At 53.9% G+C, this 18,590-nt stretch carries 20 protein-coding genes; 4 read left to right on the forward strand and 16 right to left on the reverse strand.

The genetic code is table 11. The features are described from left to right. Nucleotides 1-134 precede the first annotated feature (134 nt). The 11 genes from dppF to E2F51_RS06365 all read right to left on the reverse strand — a co-directional run bounded on the left by dppF (nucleotide 135) and on the right by E2F51_RS06365 (nucleotide 11,689). A complete protein-coding gene (gene dppF / locus E2F51_RS06315) occupies nucleotides 135-1,139 on the reverse strand; it encodes a dipeptide ABC transporter ATP-binding subunit DppF (protein ID WP_013204407.1) in 1,005 nt (334 codons plus the stop codon). Next, a complete protein-coding gene (gene dppD / locus E2F51_RS06320; RefSeq protein WP_013204408.1) occupies nucleotides 1,129-2,115 on the reverse strand; it encodes a dipeptide ABC transporter ATP-binding protein in 987 nt (328 codons plus the stop codon). Before dppD ends, dppF begins: the two co-directional genes overlap by 11 nt. Before the next feature lie 9 nt (nucleotides 2,116-2,124). Beyond that, the gene (gene dppC, locus E2F51_RS06325; protein WP_013204409.1) at nucleotides 2,125-3,027 is read right to left on the reverse strand and encodes a dipeptide ABC transporter permease DppC; all 903 of its coding nucleotides are present in this window, start codon (nucleotides 3,025-3,027) and stop codon (nucleotides 2,125-2,127) included. A gap of 12 nt (nucleotides 3,028-3,039) precedes the next feature. After that, nucleotides 3,040-4,059, reverse strand: a complete 1,020-nt coding sequence (dppB, locus tag E2F51_RS06330) for a dipeptide ABC transporter permease DppB (protein ID WP_013204410.1) — start codon at nucleotides 4,057-4,059, stop codon at nucleotides 3,040-3,042. A 275-nt stretch (nucleotides 4,060-4,334) separates the two neighbouring features. Further along, nucleotides 4,335-5,939, reverse strand: a complete 1,605-nt coding sequence (dppA, locus tag E2F51_RS06335) for a dipeptide ABC transporter periplasmic-binding protein DppA (protein WP_053141283.1) — start codon at nucleotides 5,937-5,939, stop codon at nucleotides 4,335-4,337. A gap of 670 nt (nucleotides 5,940-6,609) precedes the next feature. After that, complete coding sequence (gene eptB / locus E2F51_RS06340) at nucleotides 6,610-8,310, reverse strand: kdo(2)-lipid A phosphoethanolamine 7''-transferase (protein WP_134823013.1); 1,701 nt, start codon at nucleotides 8,308-8,310, stop codon at nucleotides 6,610-6,612. 237 nt (nucleotides 8,311-8,547) lie between these two features. Beyond that, nucleotides 8,548-9,303 carry a molybdopterin-dependent oxidoreductase gene (locus tag E2F51_RS06345; protein WP_134823014.1) on the reverse strand — a complete coding sequence of 252 codons (756 nt, stop codon included), beginning with the start codon at nucleotides 9,301-9,303 and terminating at the stop codon, nucleotides 8,548-8,550. Next, nucleotides 9,296-9,916: a cytochrome b/b6 domain-containing protein gene (locus tag E2F51_RS06350; RefSeq protein ID WP_134823015.1), complete on the reverse strand. Its 621-nt coding sequence runs from the start codon at nucleotides 9,914-9,916 to the stop codon at nucleotides 9,296-9,298. Before E2F51_RS06350 ends, E2F51_RS06345 begins: the two co-directional genes overlap by 8 nt. 12 nt (nucleotides 9,917-9,928) lie before the next feature. Beyond that, nucleotides 9,929-10,540 (reverse strand): hypothetical protein, encoded by a 612-nt coding sequence (locus E2F51_RS06355; protein WP_053141274.1) that lies wholly within the window; start codon nucleotides 10,538-10,540, stop codon nucleotides 9,929-9,931. A gap of 168 nt (nucleotides 10,541-10,708) precedes the next feature. Beyond that, the gene (locus E2F51_RS06360) at nucleotides 10,709-11,137 is read right to left on the reverse strand and encodes an organic hydroperoxide resistance protein (protein ID WP_013204417.1); all 429 of its coding nucleotides are present in this window, start codon (nucleotides 11,135-11,137) and stop codon (nucleotides 10,709-10,711) included. A gap of 93 nt (nucleotides 11,138-11,230) precedes the next feature. Beyond that, nucleotides 11,231-11,689 carry a MarR family winged helix-turn-helix transcriptional regulator gene (locus E2F51_RS06365; protein WP_013204418.1) on the reverse strand — a complete coding sequence of 153 codons (459 nt, stop codon included), beginning with the start codon at nucleotides 11,687-11,689 and terminating at the stop codon, nucleotides 11,231-11,233. A gap of 64 nt (nucleotides 11,690-11,753) precedes the next feature. Between E2F51_RS06365 and E2F51_RS06370 the strand changes: the two genes are divergently transcribed. From E2F51_RS06370 to E2F51_RS06380, 3 genes are all read left to right on the forward strand, one after another. Continuing rightward, on the forward strand, nucleotides 11,754-12,356 hold the full coding sequence (locus tag E2F51_RS06370) for an HD domain-containing protein (protein ID WP_134823016.1): 603 nt from the start codon (nucleotides 11,754-11,756) through the stop codon (nucleotides 12,354-12,356). Continuing rightward, nucleotides 12,353-12,733, forward strand: a complete 381-nt coding sequence (locus E2F51_RS06375; protein WP_105760463.1) for a DUF4440 domain-containing protein — start codon at nucleotides 12,353-12,355, stop codon at nucleotides 12,731-12,733. The genes E2F51_RS06370 and E2F51_RS06375 overlap by 4 nt, the downstream gene beginning before the upstream one ends. A 95-nt stretch (nucleotides 12,734-12,828) precedes the next feature. Beyond that, nucleotides 12,829-13,305 (forward strand): nucleoside deaminase, encoded by a 477-nt coding sequence (locus tag E2F51_RS06380; RefSeq protein WP_225309796.1) that lies wholly within the window; start codon nucleotides 12,829-12,831, stop codon nucleotides 13,303-13,305. Between the two features lie 92 nt (nucleotides 13,306-13,397). Here E2F51_RS06380 and E2F51_RS06385 read toward each other — a convergent pair whose 3' ends face one another. Continuing rightward, on the reverse strand, nucleotides 13,398-13,919 hold the full coding sequence (locus E2F51_RS06385) for an RcnB family protein (RefSeq protein ID WP_013204422.1): 522 nt from the start codon (nucleotides 13,917-13,919) through the stop codon (nucleotides 13,398-13,400). 316 nt (nucleotides 13,920-14,235) lie between these two features. Between E2F51_RS06385 and E2F51_RS06390 the strand changes: the two genes are divergently transcribed. Then, the gene (locus tag E2F51_RS06390) at nucleotides 14,236-15,621 is read left to right on the forward strand and encodes a Fic family protein (protein WP_134823017.1); all 1,386 of its coding nucleotides are present in this window, start codon (nucleotides 14,236-14,238) and stop codon (nucleotides 15,619-15,621) included. 67 nt (nucleotides 15,622-15,688) lie between these two features. On the opposite strand, the gene E2F51_RS06395 is transcribed toward E2F51_RS06390, so the two are convergent. The 4 genes from E2F51_RS06395 to E2F51_RS06410 all read right to left on the reverse strand — a co-directional run bounded on the left by E2F51_RS06395 (nucleotide 15,689) and on the right by E2F51_RS06410 (nucleotide 18,143). Continuing rightward, on the reverse strand, nucleotides 15,689-16,219 hold the full coding sequence (locus E2F51_RS06395) for a hypothetical protein (protein WP_134823018.1): 531 nt from the start codon (nucleotides 16,217-16,219) through the stop codon (nucleotides 15,689-15,691). Between the two features lie 297 nt (nucleotides 16,220-16,516). Next, nucleotides 16,517-16,924, reverse strand: coding sequence for a hypothetical protein (locus E2F51_RS06400; protein ID WP_134823019.1), 408 nt, complete (start codon nucleotides 16,922-16,924; stop codon nucleotides 16,517-16,519). A 92-nt stretch (nucleotides 16,925-17,016) separates the two neighbouring features. Next, on the reverse strand, nucleotides 17,017-17,313 hold the full coding sequence (locus E2F51_RS06405; protein ID WP_134823020.1) for a contact-dependent growth inhibition system immunity protein: 297 nt from the start codon (nucleotides 17,311-17,313) through the stop codon (nucleotides 17,017-17,019). A gap of 8 nt (nucleotides 17,314-17,321) precedes the next feature. After that, nucleotides 17,322-18,143 carry an RNase A-like domain-containing protein gene (locus tag E2F51_RS06410; protein ID WP_134823021.1) on the reverse strand — a complete coding sequence of 274 codons (822 nt, stop codon included), beginning with the start codon at nucleotides 18,141-18,143 and terminating at the stop codon, nucleotides 17,322-17,324. Nucleotides 18,144-18,590 lie beyond the last annotated feature (447 nt).

An 18,590-nucleotide genomic window follows, 5' to 3' on the forward strand; every position in this document is an offset into this window, starting at 1 on the left:
ACTGACCATTGGTCCTAAGCGCAATCGCCTGAGCAATCGCTACTCACGCCTTATTTCTCTTATAAATTCGTCTGCTACGCACAGATAAAAAAAGGGCGAATCGATGATTCGCCCTTCTCGCTTATGGCCGGACCTCAGTTACCGACCGGTTGACCTTCATCCTGATCGACGGCGAAGCAGGCTATCTGCTGGTCGCCATACTGCTTGAGCTGCGGTTGCAGCTGGGTGCAGGGACCAAAACGGCGGCGGCAACGGGCGTTAAACGCGCAGCCCGGCGGCGGATTCAGCGGGCTTGGCAGCTCGCCGGTCAGCTTGATGCGTTCGCGACGCTCGTCCGGGTTCAGACGTGGCGTCGCAGACAGCAGCGCCTGGGTGTACGGATGGCGTGGGTTCGCAAAGATCGCTTCTTTACTGCCCCGCTCCACGCAGCGTCCCAGATACATCACCATCACTTCATCCGCGATATGCTCCACCACCGACAGGTCGTGGGAAATAAACACGTATGACAGCCCCAGCTCCTGTTGCAGATCCATCATCAGGTTCAGCACCTGCGCGCGCACCGACACGTCCAGCGCCGATACCGGTTCATCGGCAATCAGCACGTCCGGATCCAGCATCAGGCCACGGGCGATGGCAATACGCTGACGCTGACCGCCGGAGAACATATGCGGATAGCGATCGTAATGCTCGGTTTTCAGGCCGACCTTGGCCATCATCGCCAGGGTTTTCTCGCGGCGCTCGGCTTTGCTCAGGCTGGTGTTAATCAGCAGCGGCTCTTCAAGGATCTGGCTGACCTTTTTACGCGGGTTCAGCGAGCCGTAGGGGTTCTGGAAGACGATCTGAATTTTCTGGCGGCGCAGCTTCTGGGCCGCCGGATCGTGCTTCAGCAAATCCTGTCCCTGATAGAACAGCTGGCCTTCGGTCGGCGTTTCAATCATGGTCAGTAAACGGCCCAGCGTGGATTTACCACAGCCTGACTCGCCTACCACCGCCAGCGTTTTGCCGCGCTCCAGATTAAAGGAGACGCCGTCCAGCGCCTTCACCAGACGCTCCTGACCAAACAGCCCTTTCTTCACCGGGTAATGCTTTTTCAGATCGATCGCCTGCATCAGCAGCGCAGAGTTATGTTCAGGCTTCATAAGTTGGTCTCCCGGCATCATCCAGAGGGTAATGACATTTGGACTGACGCCCCGGAATATCACGTAATTCAGGTTCTTCAACCCGGCAGCGGTCGTTGGCATACGGGCAACGCGGGTTCAGCAGACAGCCCTGCGGACGGTCATATTTGCCCGGCACCACGCCCGGCAGTGATGCCAGACGCGCCTTGTCAGCGGCAAACTCCGGCAGCGCACGCAGCAGCGCCTGAGTGTACGGATGGCGTGGCGATTTGAAGATATCAACGGCCTTACCGGTTTCCACCACCTGCCCGGCATACATCACGATGATGTGGTGCGCGGCTTCGGCCACCAGCGCCAGATCGTGAGTGATCAGGATCAGCGCCATGTTCTCCTGCTGTTGCAGCTCAAGCAGCAGCTCGATGATCTGCGCCTGAATGGTCACATCCAGCGCGGTGGTGGGCTCATCGGCAATCAGCAGTTTTGGCCGACAGGCGATGGCCATCGCAATCATCACGCGCTGGCTCATCCCGCCCGAAAGCTGGTGCGGATAGACATCCAGACGCGACGACGGATCGGGGATGCCGACCTGGTTAAGCAGGTCAATCGCACGCTGGCGACGGGTTTTCTTGTTGCCGCCCTGATGCACCTTGATCGCTTCCATAATCTGGAAGCCCACGGTGTAACACGGATTCAGGCTGGTCATTGGATCCTGGAAAATCATCGCCACTTCCGAGCCCACCAGCTGGCGGCGCTCTTTCTCGGAGATGCGTTTCAGGTCGCGCTGGTTAAACTCCAGCTTTTCCGCCATCACTTTGCCGGGATAATCGATCAGCCCCATGATCGCCAGCGAGCTGACGGATTTACCGGAGCCGGATTCGCCGACGATGCCGACCACCTGGCCCTGCTCGACCTGATAGCTGATGCGATCGACCGCTTTAAACGGTGCCTTCTCGTCGCCGAAATGCACCGACAGTTTGTCTACAGTGAATAGTGCCATCTGGTGCCTCTACTGCTTGAGTTTCGGGTCGAGGGCGTCACGCAATCCGTCGCCCATCAGGTTAAATGCCAGTACGGTCAGCAGGATCGCGACACCAGGGAAGGTGACCACCCACCAGGCACTTTGCGCATACTGCAACACGTCGGAGAGCATGGTGCCCCACTCCGGTGTTGGTGGCTGCGCACCCATACCCAGGAAGCCCAGCGCGGCCATATCGAGGATCGCGTTGGAGAAGCCCAGAGACGCCTGCACGATCAGCGGTGCCAGGCAGTTTGGTAAAATGTTGATAAACATCTGGCGGATCGGGCCAGCGCCGGCCACGTTGGAAGCGGTGACATAATCGCGGTTCACTTCCACCAGCACCGCGGCGCGGGTCAGACGAATATAGTGCGGCAGGGCCACGAAGGTCAGCGCGATGGAGGCATTGACGATCGACGGCCCGAAGATTGCCACCAGCACCAACGCCAGCAGCAGGCTTGGCAGCGCCAGCATGATATCGACCAGACGCATAATCACGTTGTCGGTGACACCGCCGACGTAACCGGCGATCAGACCGAAAATCACCCCGAGGATCAGCGACAGCACCACCACCAGACAACCGACCAGCAGCGACAGGCGGGCACCGTACATCAGACGGGACAGTACATCGCGACCCACGTCATCGGTACCGAGAATAAACTTCCAGCTGCCGCCATCCTGCCAGGCCGGCGGATGCAGCAACGCATCACGGAACTGTTCGGACGGCGCATGCGGCGCCAGCACGTTGGCAAAGATCGCAATCAGGAACATCAGAACCACGTAGACCAGGCCGATTACCGCGCCTTTGTTACGCTTAAAGTAGTGCCAGAACTCCTGTAACGGGGTCATGGGCTTTGGGGCAGCGCTCACGCTGCCTGGATCGAGTGCAGACATATCCTCGTCCCCTTATTTCTTGTGGCGAATGCGCGGGTTAACCACGCCATAGAGCACATCAACCAGCAGGTTGACCGCGATAATCAGGATGGCCACCATCAGCACGCCGCCCTGCACCACCGGATAGTCACGACGCTGAAGCGCATCGATCAGCCAGCGGCCCAGACCCGGCCAGGAGAAGATGGTTTCGGTCAGGATGGCGCCCGCCAGCAGCGTGCCCACCTGCAACCCGATCACGGTCACCACCGGCAGCATCGCATTGCGCAGCGCATGGACCACAATCACCCGCATCCGCGTCAGCCCTTTGGCGCGCGCGGTACGGATGTAGTCTTCACCTAACACTTCCAGCATCGCCGAACGCGTCATACGGACGATCACCGCCAGCGGAATGGTCCCCAGCACGATGGCCGGCAGGATCATATGCATTACGGCGTCTTTGAAGTCGCCCGGTTCGCCCCAGATCAGGGTATCAATCAGCATAAAACCGGTTAGCGGCTGACTGTCGTCGAGGAACACCGTATCGCCTATTCGCCCCGCGACCGGGGTCAGGTTCCAGTGCACCGACACCAGCATGATCATCATCATTCCCCACCAGAAAATCGGCATGGAGTAACCGGTCAGCGAGATGCCGACCACGGTATGATCGAAGATGGAACCGCGTTTAACCGCAGCCAGTACCCCGGCAGGGATGCCGACAGCCACGGCAAAAATCATCGCGCAGATGCCCAGTTCCAGCGTCGCTTTAAAGCGCGGAACGAATTCCTGCCAGACCGGGATGCGGCTTTTCAGTGAAATGCCTAAATCGCCATGGAGCACGCCATAGACGTAGGAGACATATTGTTGCCACAGCGGCTTATCCAGACCCATCTGGGCCAGAAGCTGCGCGTGACGTTCAGGAGACATTCCGCGTTCGCCGGCCATAATCAGCACCGGATCGCCCGGGATCATATGGACAAACGCGAAGGTTAACAGGGTGATACCAATAAACGTTGGGATGACAAGTCCCAAACGTCGGAGTATGAACTGCAGCATATTCCGGATTCTCTTTTGGTTCCCGCAGGCTCGTAGCCCGAGAGATTATATTTGCTCACATCTTGCCGCGGATATTCTCCGCCGCGACGCTTTTCAGGGCGCCGTACCTGGCATTGATTGAATGAATTCAATTAATGATGACTTCAGATGGTGATAACCGTCGGGCGCAGAGTGAAGAACAAGGCGCGCGGCGCACAGCAACCCAGACATGGCATCGTGCCAGTCGAAGGTGGCGAGCGCCGCGCAACGCAGTTATTCAACCGCGCACCCGTTTACTATTCCTGAATATCAACGTTCTCGAAGTGATGTTTACCCAATGGGTCAACCACGTAGCCGGTCACTTTCTTGCTCACCGGCTCGTACACCGTAGAGTGCGCGATAATCAGCGCAGGCGCCTGGTCGTGCATCACAACCTGAGCCTGTTTGTAGTATTCAATACGTTTGTTGTGATCGGGCTCAGCACGGGCTGGCTGGATCTGGTCTTCAAACGGCTTGTAACACCAGCGGGAGTAGTTGGAACCGTCTTTTGCCGCTGCACAGCTGAACAGGGTGGCGAAGAAGTTATCCGGATCCCCATTATCACCGGTCCAGCCCATCATCACGGTCTGGTGTTCACCGGCTTTAGCACGCTTCAGGTACTCGCCCCACTCGTAGGTGACGATCTTGGCTTTCACGCCAATTTTCGCCCAGTCGGACTGGATCATTTCAGCCATACGACGCGCGTTCGGGTTGTACGGACGCTGAACCGGCATTGCCCACAGGTCGATGGAGAACCCGTCTGGCATACCCGCTTCTTTCAGCAGCTCTTTCGCTTTCGCCGGGTCGTAGGTGTAATCCTTGACCGCGTCGTTGTAGCCCCACATGGTTGGTGGGATCAGGTTTTTGGCCGCCTGGCCAGCACCCTGATACACCGCGTCGATGATCGCCTGCTTGTTAACGGCCGTGATCAGCGCCTGGCGCACTTTCAGGTTATCCAGCGGTTTTTTCTCGGTGTTGAACGACAGGTAACCGACGTTCAGGCCTGGCATCTGCATCAGGTTGATATTTTTATCTTCCTTCATGCGGGCGATGTCAGCCGGGTTCGGGTACGGCATCACCTGGCATTCGCCTTTCTGCAGCTTGGCGTAACGCACGGACGCATCCGGCGTGATGGAGAACACCAGACGGTCGATTTTTGGCTTGGTGCCCCAGTACTGGTCAAAGGCTTTGTACAGGATGCGGGAGTCTTTCTGGTACTGCACCAGCTGGAACGGACCGGTACCGACCGGGTTCAGGTCGATTTTTTCCGGGGTACCGGCTTTCAGCATGTTGTCAGCGTATTCAGCCGACAGCACGGAGGCGAAGTCCATGCCGAGGTCGGCCAGGAACGGAGACTCAGGACGGGTCAGCACGAAGCGCACGGTATTGTCGTCCACTTTCTCGATTTTGCTGATCAGCTTCGGCATGTCCATGCCTTCGAAGTATTCGTAGCTGCCGCCAGAGACGCCATGATACTTGTTGTTCTTATCGAGCTGACGCTCGAAGGAGAACACCACGTCATCGGCGTTAAAATCGCGGGTTGGCTTGAAGTCTTTGGTGGTCTGCCACTTCACACCCTTACGCAGGTGGAAGGTGTAGGTTTTACCGTCTTCGCTCACTTCCCACTTTTCTGCCAGGCCCGGCTGGATTTCAGTGGTGCCGATTTTGAATTCAACCAGACGGTTGTAGATCGGAACTGAGCTGGCATCGTAGGTGGTGCCGGAGGTGAACAGCTGTGGGTTAAAGCCCTCAGGCGACCCTTCTGAACAATAAACAAGGGTTTTAGCCTGGACGCCAGCGGCAACGGTGAGAGCAATCAGGCTCAGACCTACCTTCAGCATCCCTGTTTTAGAAATACGCATGCTTCTGCTCCAATTGTGATGTGGTGTTGTGTGCACGTGCGCAAGACCCTGTATTTTTTTAGTGCGGTCTTTGCGTTGCCTTGCGGCGCTGGAGAAGGAAAGGATCGGTCAGGGGAGAAACCATCAGACTAATCCGCATCCTGTCTCGCTGAGGCATCAATTTGTCAACAGTTGCAAGGAACGTCAATACAACTGTCAGGTATTTACACAGAGTGTGAGAAACAGCAAGCAAACATAAAAAAAACCAATTGCGGGGTTTTTCAGAGGAAACGATTGATTGCAGCCCGTTTCACCGCACAAAGATAATGCCCACAACTTTAATCATGGCAATTTGCTCTAAAAAAAAACGATTAATTTAGTCGGCTAACTGGGTTATTTATGAACGATACGCTTTGCTTATATCAACTTAGCCAGCTAAATATGCTGCAACTGACGCATAAGAAATCAGCAACAACCCGGGATCGGTCATAAGCGGAATGCGGCGCGAAATAAGGGGATGAAACCAGACGGCAGAAGGGTTTCAGCGACTTTTTTTCCGTTAAAAATGGACAAATTTTTGTAACAGTCATTTTTCGCCAACAGGATTTTATGCTGCGGTTTTGCGGTGGGGAATTTCAGGCATAAAAAAGCCCGGAACGATCCGGGCTAATTGCAGGGGTTTTGCAGCCGATCAGGCTTTGTTGTCTGTCGTCGCCGTGGCCTGTTTCGGATCGGCACACCAGTTGTTTTTCTGATTGATGCCGCCGTCTGGCGAGGTATAACCCAGGCAACCGAGCAGGGTATCAAACAGCTCAACGTGGCGATGGGTCTTGCCGACGCGCTGCTGGGCTTTCAGCCGTTCAAAGGCGCTCTGGTTGTTCGGATCGGCCAGATACTTATCGGACGCCCAGACAATCATCGGCACGCGGAACTGCTCCGGCGGTGCCATATGACGCGGCGTGCCGTGCAGGTGCATGTTCTCGCTGATCGATTCGCCGTGGTCCGCCGCATAGAAGACGATGGCTTTCTTATCACGCAGCTGGTCGAACACGCTGTCGAGCACCGTATCGGTGTACAGCACCGAGTTATCAAAGGCATTGATCAACATTGCCTTGCTGCAGGTGTCGTCGACGCCCATGCATTCAGGCTGATAGCGGGCAAACTCGCGCGGATAGCGCTGGGAATAGAGGTAGTGCGAGCCTTTGGTATGCAGCACCACCAGATGCTTGCCATCAGGGTGGCGATCCAGCGACTTTTTCAGCTCCGGCACCAGCAGCATATCGTCGACCGATTTGCCCTGATTCTCTTTCTCCGAGCCAATCTGCTCGCGGAAGGCGAAGTTATCCGCATTGGTGTTGTTGTAGAACCACACTTCGCTCTGCATGGCGAACAGCTCCGAGCTGAAGCCCAGTTCTTTCAGTACCGAGAAGACGTTCTGCTCTTTCAGGGTGCGGGCCGGGCCTTCATCGGTTCCGCCCTCACGCACAAACATACAGCGCAGCGACAGCTTGGTGGCGGTATCGCAGGACTCGCCCCGGAATGCCACCAGGTTCCTCTCTTTCGACAGTTTCGGCGTGGTATCGCGGTCATAGCCGAGGATGCCCATATGGTCCCAGCGGGTGGTTTCACCGATGACAAATACTACATAGGTGTCGTCCAGCCCGGCTGGCGCGGTGTAGGTAAACTGCTTCGCCGGATCCAGCAGGTCCTTGCTGTCCATCTTCTCGTCGTAGCTGGTATAGGCAAACAGCCCCAGCGCCGAAAGCCAGTTCGACGGCAGATAGGAGTGCGCCACCACGCCGCCATAGCTTGGCAGATCGACGTTGGTCAGCTTTTCATTGATGTTCTGCTGCTTATCGAGGAAGCGGATCGGCAACCAGACCAGCGCGACGGCCAGCAGCAGGATCAGCAGCGGTTTAATGCGGTGTCCCGGCGTTTTCAGCTGCTCAAGCAGGGTCAGGCGCAGCGCGTTGCACCAGATCAGCACTAAAGGCACGATGCTGACGGACACCATCCACAGGACGAAGTGGTAACCAATCACCTCTTTCGACAGGTCGGTATCGGTGGTCATTACCGAGGCCACAATGCCGTAGCCAATAACGACGTTAAAGAAGCTCATATAGTAGCTGGCGGCGACTGAAATCAGCACCAGCGCGGTGGCGGTAATGCGCCAGAATACCTTGCCGCCGAGCGACAGCAGACGCATCAGGAAGAAGGTCAGCAGGACGATTGCCACCACTTCCACCGCAGCAGAAAACCACTGCATGGCGTTAAATTGGGCCAGAAAGGGATCAAAACGACGGTAAAACACCGGTATATTCAAAAAGATACCGATGTAAAATGCCAGCATCAGCGAGAGCTTCTGCTGTGTTAGAGATTTAATAAAATTCATTCAACCTATTTCCCGGTGTAACAAAAACGGATCTTAAACGCTAATCAGACCGTACCGTTACGCCAGAGTTCGGAAAGCAGGTCGATTATCCCCAGGTAAAATCATCACCCAGGAACGTCAAAGCGAAGGAGCCCCTTCGCATAAGCCGCGTAGTTAACCACAATACGCGCCCGTTTTCCCAAAAATCGTTCAGAAAAAGCTCAAAACCAGAAAAAATCGGCGTCAATGACGACGGGGTTAAATTCCACTATACCAATTGTATCCTTGATCCTCCCAGTACCCGCCCGGATTTTCATTGGTGACAAAAATGGCCCCAATATGCTTGGCATTCTTAAATCCGAGCTTAGTCGGCGCGCGCAGACGCAGCGGATAACCGAAATCCGGCGGCAGCGGCTTTTTGTCAAAATCTAACGCGAGGATGGTTTGCGGATGCAGCGCGGTGGGCATATCCAGGCTGGAGTAGTAGCGATCGTCACACTTAAAGCCGACGTATTTGGCCGTCAAATCGGCTCCCACATGCTGTAAGAAGGTTTTCAGCGGCACGCCACTCCACTGGCCGATGGCACTCCAGCCTTCAATGCAGATCAGCCGGGTGATCTGCGCACTCTGCGGCAGCTGCTTTAGCTGATCCAGCGTCCAGGGCGCTTTCTTCTCCACCTTGCCGGACACTTCCAGCCGGTAGTCGCTGATATCGATATCCGGCACGTTGTACTCAGGGTAAAACGCGTTGAAGCGGAATGGCCGGGTGATCTGCGCTTCGCTGTAGGTTTGCGCCAGCTTATCGCCGCTGAACAGCCAGGCCTGTACCCGATCGTTCCAGCGCGACATCGCCCACAGCGCTTTATCCACCTGATCGCCGTCCTGCAGGTTGCAACCGGTCAGCATCGACACCGCACCCAGCGTCAGGCCCGATCGCAGGATCAACCGACGCTGCAGATTCACCAGCTGTTTACGCTGATCCGGCTCAAGGATAATTTTGGGTTTGTCACTCATCGGTGGGTGTCTCCCTGCGGCCACCGGTGATCATCGCCGGCAGCGTTTTCGGCACCAGCAACACCATCACCACATGCACCACCACAAACAGCATCACGCCGCTCATGGCAAAGAAATGGACGTAGCGGGCAATATCAAAGCCACCGAACAGGGCGACCAGCTGGCTGAACTGCACCGGTTTCCAGATCGATAACCCGGACAGCACCAGCAGCGCGCCCAATATCAGCACGCCCACATACAGCAGCTTTTGCACCGCATTGTAGTGCCCCTGCTGGTGCGGCAGCTTAAAGCGCAGCGCCTGGCCGATATCACGCAGCACCGACGCGGGCGTAAAGGGTAAGAAGCGACGACGAAAATGCCCGCTGAACAGCCCCCACAGCACATAGATCGCCGCGTTGACGAACAGCAGCCACATCACCGCCAGATGCCAGGCGATATTGCCGCCCAGCCAGCCGCCAAGGGTGAGGAACGCCGGGAAGGTAAACGAAAACAGCGGCGAGGCGTTATAAATGCCCCAGCCGCTCATCACCATGCCAACCATCACCAGCACGTTCAGCCAGTGACACAGGCGTACGGGCCACGGATGGACCCGTTTTTTTGCAGAAGCCGGCATGGTTTCTCCGGGTTACATTGGCGGCGTCAGGCCGTCTTTACCGGCAGAAATGCCGCGTGCCACGATGTTGCCCTGCGCATCTTTCATGCCGAACAGCACCACTTTGGTTCCGGCTTTCAGCAGGCTCTTGTTGCCCGGCTCAATCAGCACCACCGGCACGTCGTCAGGCACGATCACGGTTTTTTCCATGTCATGCACTTTGACCGTCAGGGTGCGGCCGTTGCTGTTGACCAGCTTGCCGACGGTGCCGTTGGTCATGGTGTTGATTTTGCCGTCCGGCGATTCAAACGGGTTGAAGCCTTCACCGCTGCCACGCAGGCTTGGCGCAAACACGTGCACTTCCAGCGCTTTCAGCTCGCCATTGGCCATCGGAACCGCGGCGGTGCCGATAAAGCTGTCCGGTTTGATATCGCTCATTTTGGCTTTGCTGACGCTGTTGACCTTGGTCTGGTCGGTGATTTTTACATCCAGCTTATCGCCCTGACGGGTGGTGATCTGCACCGCCGAGTCGCTGACCGAATCGATTGTTCCGCGGGTAGGTTTGATAGTGGTATCTGCAGCGAAAGAGGTGCCGCTGACCAGCAGCGTGCCGAGCAGCAGGGCTGCAATACGGGACTTGATCATGTGTCTCTCCTGAGAAGGATGCTGTGTGTCGACTAGTTAGGGTGCTAAGTAAGCGTAAGCGGAGAACAGGAAACTACCAGGAAGATTGCGGTTTTTTTGTATTTTAAAACGTTACGGGGCGCGCATCCCCGGCCACAGAGCGGGCCGGGGGGCATTTATACCATCAAATTAGTTGATGATATTCAGGGTCACGTCGATGTTGCCACGGGTTGCATTAGAGTACGGGCAAACGATGTGCGCAGCGTCGACCAGTTTTTTGGCTTCCGCTTCGTCCATGCCTTCCAGATGAATATTCAGTTTGGCTTCGATACCGAAACCGGTCGGGATCGCGCCGATGCCCACTTCGCCTTCAATAAAGGCGTCTTTCGGGATAGCGATTTTGTCGCGACCGGCCACAAATTTCATCGCACCAAGGAAGCATGCAGAGTAACCGGCAGCAAACAGCTGCTCTGGGTTAGTCGCTTCGCCGCCTGCGCCGCCCATTTCTTTCGGCACGCCCAGCTTAACGTCCAGCACGCCGTCGGAAGAGGTCGCACGGCCGTCACGGCCACCGGTGGCTTTAGCTTTTGCGGTATAAACAACTTTTTCGATAGACATGGTGAAACTCCTGTTGAGTGTTTTTATACGCGATTAAATCGCGCACGATTTATATAACAAAAAGAATCGATACTGATTTTAGTGCATCCGCGCTTACCCGTTAAGGTTGTCGCGCAGCGTTTCCAGTCCGGTTTTCAGCGAGGTCAGCGTATCGCCGTCACACGCCGTGGCGCAGAAGACCGACTCAGGGATGTTCTCGGCCTTACGGCGCAATTCAGCCCCCTGCTCCGTTAAGGTCACCACCACCTGGCGCTCATCTTTGCGTGAACGCTGGCGATTGAGCAATCCGGCGGCTTCCAGTCGTTTCAGCAGCGGCGTTAAGGTCGCGGAATCAAGGAAAAGACGCTCGCCAATCTCGGAGACGGTGACGTCATCCTTTTCCCACAGCACCAGCAGCACCAGATATTGCGGATAGGTGACATCGAGCTGGGTCAGCAGCTGCCGGTAAAGCTTGTGGAGCGCCAGATTGGCGGAATAAAGCGCAAAGCACAGCTGTTGATCAAGCAACAGTGGCGAGTCTTTGGCTTTTTTGTCATCTTTATCTTTCGTCATGACCAAAAATATAAATAGTGCACGATATATTTGCAAGCTAATTTCTATCTATGGGGGAAAACGGATGGATTCACTGGAAGAACAGGCACGGCGATATGCCACCAAAGCCCACGCGGAAGCGGGCCAGCGCCGCAAATACACCGATGAACCCTATATCGTTCATCCGGCGGCCGTGGTCGAACTGGTCAGAAGCGTGACCGACAACGAAGTGATGCTGGCGGCCGCCTGGCTGCACGACACGGTTGAGGACACGCCATCCACCTTAAATGACATCAGCAACTTTTTCGGCCCGGAAGTCGCGGAGCTGGTCGAGATGCTGACCGACTGCCCACCGGCGGACGCCAAAAACCGCGCCGCGCGCAAAGTCGCCCACTTCCGCCACACCGCCAAAGCCTCTGCGGATGCGCAGACCATCAAACTGGCGGACATCATTGATAACACCCGCTCGATAATCCATTTCGATCCGCATTTTGCCCGCGTCTATCTGGTCGAAAAGCGCGTGCAGATTTCGCTGCTGACCGACGGCAATGCCGACCTGTGGAAGCAGGCGTCGATCATCATCGAACAGGGCATTGAGCAGCTGACGCAGGCACCGCATCATGTACCGGCTGACTGGTTTGCCCGCCAGCAGCAAAAATATCCCGTTAACAGTGAGAAAACGTCATGAATACCTGGTTTACCGAAGTGCTGGACGCACATGTCGCCATTGAAAACTGGCTGAGTGAAGGCAGCGGCGACGTCGGGGCGTTACTGGCTCGCTTCCCGGCGGCGTTTTCCATGATCGGGCTGAGCGGCGCGGTGCTGGATCACTCCAAACTGAGCCAGTTTTTCCGCGCCAGCCAGGCGGCAAAGCCAGGGCTGAAAATCGCAATCGACGAGATGACGCTGGTCAGCGAATGGACCGACGGTGCCGTGGTCAGTTACCGCGAAATCCAGTCGCTGCCGGGTTCAGCGCCTACCCAGCGGCGTTCAACCGTGGTGTTCAGCCTGTCTTCTGCCGGCATCGGCTGGCGGCATCTGCATGAAACACCTATAAGCGGTTAATTATCAGTGCCATAAGCTCAACTCCGTCTTTGCTAGCTTGATTGCTAGCAATATTAAGCCTACGCTTACGCCTGTCTTAACGAGTGAGAGAGGTCATGATGGATTTTGTAAAAAGAACGATTGAGTTGGCAATGCAGAACGTTGAAGAAGGTGGCAGACCGTTTGCCACGGTAATTGTGCGCAATGGCGAGATCGTGGCCGAAAGCGCCAATAAAGCCGCGCAGAGCCACGATCCGACCGCTCATGCTGAGATCCTGGCGATCCGCGAAGCCTGTAAAAAGCTGCAAACGGAAAATCTCTCCGACTGTGAGATCTACATTCTGGCCAGCCCGTGCCCGATGTGCCTGGGTTCGCTGTACTATTGCAGTCCGAAGCAGGTGATTTACATCACCACCCGCGAAGAGTACGTGCCGTTTTACCGCGACGATCGTCAGTACTTTGAGCTGGAGAACTTCTATCAGGAATTTGCCAAGCCGATCGCGCAGCGCCGCCTGCCAATGAAGCATCAGCCGGACGTTCAGGCACTGGACGTGTATAAGCGCTGGAAAGAGCTGAACCGCCCTGCCGAATAAGGCGTGGAGACGTCAGAAGAAGCGGATCCTGCGGTGATAAGGTGGGAACCAACGAAGAACGGAAACCGACGCGTGCGGTTTCCGTTTTTTTATTACTGGTGGTAGAAGATGTCGCCGGATTCAGCCTGCACGATTTTGCCATCGACTTTGGTGAACAGCACATAGTTGCCGCCCATATAGGTCCAGGCCGTGCCGTCTGCCGGTTTCGGCAGGTTACGGGTTTTCCAGTCCACGACTTCATACTTCTTGGTGCGGTAACGGTCGGGGATCACGCTACCGATATTGAAGCGCTGGAAGTCCGCGAAGAACGTTTTGATCGCATACGGGTGCGCCGGATCGGGCTTCTCAACGGCATCCTGATTGTGTTCCGCAGGCGTTTGCACGTCCGGGGTCTGACCTGGTGTGGTCACGCCCTGATTATCCTGAGAGGACGGCGTGCCGGTGTCCGCATCTGACGGGTCAGCGGCGGTGGCCGGATCCTGCGTGGCCGGTGCCTGAGCCGCCGGGTCGGTCTGAACTTGCTGAGCCTGCTCGCCTTCTGCATACGCAGTGGACATCACCGGCAGGGCTCCCATCAATACAGCGGATAACAACACGATCTTCGACTTACTCATAATTTCTCCAGATTGAACACCGTCAGCCCTGAGGCGTACTGATCAAATTCTACAAAATAATCGGTTCTGTTTTTACTCTTTTTGCACGTCAGGGCCGTGGAAACGCGCACGCTCGCAAATTTGCTGTAGAAGATAAAGCGTTCGCGGCTGGAAGGCACAGAAATTTTGTAAAGAAAATCCGGTGAAGGGCTGTGTGCCAGGGTTATTCAACGCCGGGCAGCGGCCGGGTAACGATGCAGCCTGGCGATAAAACTTGCAGATCGGTTATTTCCTCTCCATCATCAACTCAATTTCTTCGATTTTTGAGTTGAAAAAAATGAAAATTAAAAGACCGCCAGACGCGCTGAATATCAATGAATTAGCCAATGTCTTCAGCAATGGTGAAAACCTGTCGGCCTATATTGAGTTTATGAAACCGGTCGACGATAAGGGGCGCTACCTGCACTGGGATTCGCTGCGGCATCGCATCCCAAAACAGCTTGATCCTGAACTGGTCTGGACCTTTGTGAAGCATGCCCGCCGGAGCGGTGGCCGGACATTGCCGCTGACGGACAAAAACGGCAGCAAGGCGCAGCTGTACGTCACCGATTTTATGCAGAAAACCTGCAGCCAGGTCGACAGACTGACCTCCTCTTCCGCCGAAAATGAGCTGTTAAAAGGCCTGGAAGAGAGAAGCTACTTTATTAAAGACCTGTTTGGTGAAGAGTCGATTTCCTCCAGCCAGCTGGAAGGTGCGGCGACCACCACCCGCGTGGCTCAGGAAATGCTGCAGATAAAAAGGGAGCCGAGAGATGAAAGCGAAAGGATGATTTTCGGCAACTACCGCATGATGCAATTTGTCGTTCAGCAGGCGGGACAAAAAATGACGGCCGGGCTGCTGAAAGAAATTCACGCCATCGGTGTGCGGGATATCAACGACGCGCAGTATAAACCCGGCGACTTTCGCGATCACGATGACATCGTGGTGGAAGATACGCTGTCGAAAGACGTGATCCATCAGCCGCCCAGCCATACACAGCTTGATGAGTATATTGAGACATTGTGTCACTGGGCTAATGAACCGCACGAGAAAGACGTAACGGGTTCCTATATCCATCCGTTGCTGAAAGCCTGCGTGCTGCATTTTATGATTGGCTACATTCACCCCTTCTGCGATGGCAACGGCAGGACGGCACGCGCGCTGTTTTATTGGTACATGCTCAAGTGCGGCTACTCGGCCTTCCGGCATATCTCAGTCAGCCGTTTGTTGAAGGAGGCACCGGTCGCCTATGGCAAGGCCTACCTGCAGACCGAAACGGATGATTTCGACCTGACGTATTTTGTGAGCCATCAGTGCGAGACGGTCGCAAAGGCGGTTGACGCATATATCACGCACATCAAAGAACTGATCCGCATCCGATCGGAGCTGGATGCCTGGCTGTGGAGCAATGAGTCGGTCAAAGACCTGAACGCCCGCCAGCAGCAAATCATGAGCGTGGCCATTGCGCACCCAGGCAGAATATTCTCGCTCGGCGAAGCAATGGAGAATCTGAAGATTTCCTACAACACGGCCAGAACGGATTTCCAGCAGCTTGCGAAGTTGGGGCTGCTCAAAGCTCATAAGGAAGGCAAAGAAACCGTGTTTATCGCACCAAAAAACAGCAAACAGGCGAAGAAATGGAGCGACGCCGAACCTGATTTACCTAAAACGACCGGCTGGTAATTCAGTGGCTTAACGGACCTGATGGCAGGCAAGAACAGCCCGATTGCTCGGGCTGAATGACAGTGACTTAATGAACCGGCAGCAGCGTTTCGCCTTCAATCATGGCTAACCCCTCGCTGGTGCGGATAAAGCGCGGTGCTTTCAGGTCTTCAGTCAGAACGTAGAGCATATCGAAAAGCAATTCAGTGATCTGTTCTGCCTGCTCCAGCGGTTGCCGCTGGCTGAGCAACACCAGCGCCAGCGCAGAACAGTAGCCACAGAGCGTTTCCGAGTCGTTGGTCAGCGGACTGATATAGCCGCCAGACTGCACCTCATCGACCGTGAGCTGTTCAATCAGATAGTCAGGTAAAGGATAGGTTAATACCACCTTTAGCACTTCCAGTCCGGCGAACAGGCGGCCACAAAGCGCCATGCGCTGTTCCTCAAAGTCATTCTCAATTAATGCATCGCCATAACAACGACAAATATCCAGTATCTGGAATAAGTCCAGAGAGGTATTTACCGGTAATTTCAACAGCGCTGGAATACTCAGATCAAAAATTGAAGATTCAGATGTGAAATCATCGTAGCCGTTTGTGTTACTGTATGCCGTAGCCATATTCGTTAGCTCCTTTAACGTTTGTGGTCAGACGCCTCGGAAGTGTTATCGCACTTTCGGGGCGTTGCTATTTGTTACGCGGGGTAATGCGTAACGGTGATAGTCTCCTGTATGCATATATAGTGAGTCAAATGAAAACTGAGTGAAAAATACTCAAATTTGAAGGGTTAGAAGTGGCTCGCAAAAAAATGTATTGAGGGTGGGTGTTGCAGGCTTTTTGTAAATACTCCTGAGTTAAAGACAGTTTAATATGTTAATAATTTCTCAGGAGTAATAGAAATTATTGGAATATATCCGTTAATACTGGTTTCCAGAACAAATCGGGAGATGGGTATATCCAGCCTTATCTGCCATATAAATCGGCGCACAGGTCGGCTTTCTCGGTTCCAGCTTTGAAGCGTCATCATTTTGAGCAGGTTGGGAATCTACTTTCTCGCTGTGTATCGGTTTTTTCACACTGGTTTTCTTAGGAGGTGACGGTTTAATGCGTGATTCTGGAATCGGTTGTTGGATACTTCGAGTGCCATAGCCTGAACAGAACCGCTTAGACTGGCTCAAGCTGCCATCGTTACAGATGAAACCCCCTTCAGCAGTACAGTGAGAGATACCGCCCTTTGAGCCTGAGCAAGGTTGCCGCCCACGCGCAGCTTCAGCTTGCATGGTGACCAACATCATCAGGGCGAGGAGAGAGAGTATTTTTTTCATTCATTATCCTTAACGTAAAAAACAACAAACCTGTAGAACACTGTACGCATAAATGATTGTGCTACATGAGCCTGAGCGGGAACTATCGGGCTTTACTTCTCTGATGCTATACGGCGTACCGTCATCAAAAACTCAAGGGCCGTTGTCTCCCACAGCTCTGGTGAGAAATCATGCCCGTACCTCTTCTCGAACCCATCCTCTATACCATCACCATAAGCGGTAATGAAATCATCGACTTCATCAATAAGATCTTTCAACATCCAGTCCATAAATCTATTTTTATAGAGTTTTATGATCCCTTCCATAGACTCTTCGCCGTCATTGATGAGGTCGTAATCTTGATTGAAATAACCGAATATCAGTTGATCAAGCAAATTGAATTTTTGCATTGTGTTCCTTATGCATCCGCGAAGGCGGTGAGAATATAATATGGCTTACCGTTGTACTTTTGAAACTCGATAACGACCCTGACATTTTTCAAAATCAATCTTTGACTGCTTCCACGCCTGAAACCATAACCCAGGACTTCATTTGTCGGGTAACGAATGGTGAGCCTGGCCTCGGGCCGTCCTCCAGCCAATACGGACTTTATCGATGATTTATTGATAAAAATCGCTCTTGAGATGGCATCCTCAGCTATGCGCACATCTGAAAATGTAGAGGAGAACTGCAATCGTTTATTTGTTTGAAATCTGGCCAAAAGGTCACTGTCACTCTTGCCGATATGCATGGAAAGGGTATGTCCGCCTAGCTTGAGATTAGTCGCTGACTCATGCTCTCTCAATCTGATGCGGCCAGCCCTCACCGCTGCAACGCGGGTAGCTCCAATCGCCAATGCGAATCCTAATGGCACGGCGATATCCACGGTAAGCCCGATCTTCAACGCAGTATCGTCGTCAGCACCGAAAGCTTTTGCCATCGCAGTAGCAGCTTTATAGGTGGCTGAGCGAGTATTATTTCCCGTAATAATCTGATTTGCAGCGGTATTAATACCATCAAGGCTGTGCGCTCCAACCACAATACATCCGGCTTTGGTTAATCCTGTCGACTCAGGAGCGACACACAGAGCCGTCGCCCCCACAAGCTCCAGAGTGCCCATGACGAGTCCAAGGCCGCCAAATAAACGATTACTGAGAGTTTCACCTTCTGTAACGGACCTGTCTGAGAGTGCAGCTGCGAGCTGCACCGGGGACATCACGATTTTGACATCATTTTCCATAACTTCATCCCTGTTGGTTAAAATACATCCTGCTGCGTAGTATCCCTAGGATGACTGAATAAGTTCCAGTTTAAATTCTAAAAAACATGATAATGCACTCAAATTAGGGTGCATTTTCAGGTTACTTTCTTAAGTGTCTTTCCAGGATTCCGAATGAAGACTGCAAGAATTTCACTCAATATTAAAATCGTCAAACGCTGATAAAAGAAGGTTAAACATTGATTAATCGCTGGCACTGCCTGCGATCGGCATAAATCATGAGAAATAAGCTTTTTCAGCACTCAGAGTGTAAGAAATTTCTGTCCAGCTTAACTTTATTAAAAAATAGGGCAGATGAATGTTGTTTAAAAAAAGCGATCTTTAGTTAAAAGTTAACTAAAATTCATGGATCATTTCATTTAAAACCATTTAATTCAGATAGTTATGGATGTGTTGAAATATTTCATC

Origin of the sequence: Erwinia sp. QL-Z3 (assembly GCF_004551645.1) — a bacterium.
GTDB lineage: Bacteria > Pseudomonadota > Gammaproteobacteria > Enterobacterales > Enterobacteriaceae > Erwinia > Erwinia billingiae.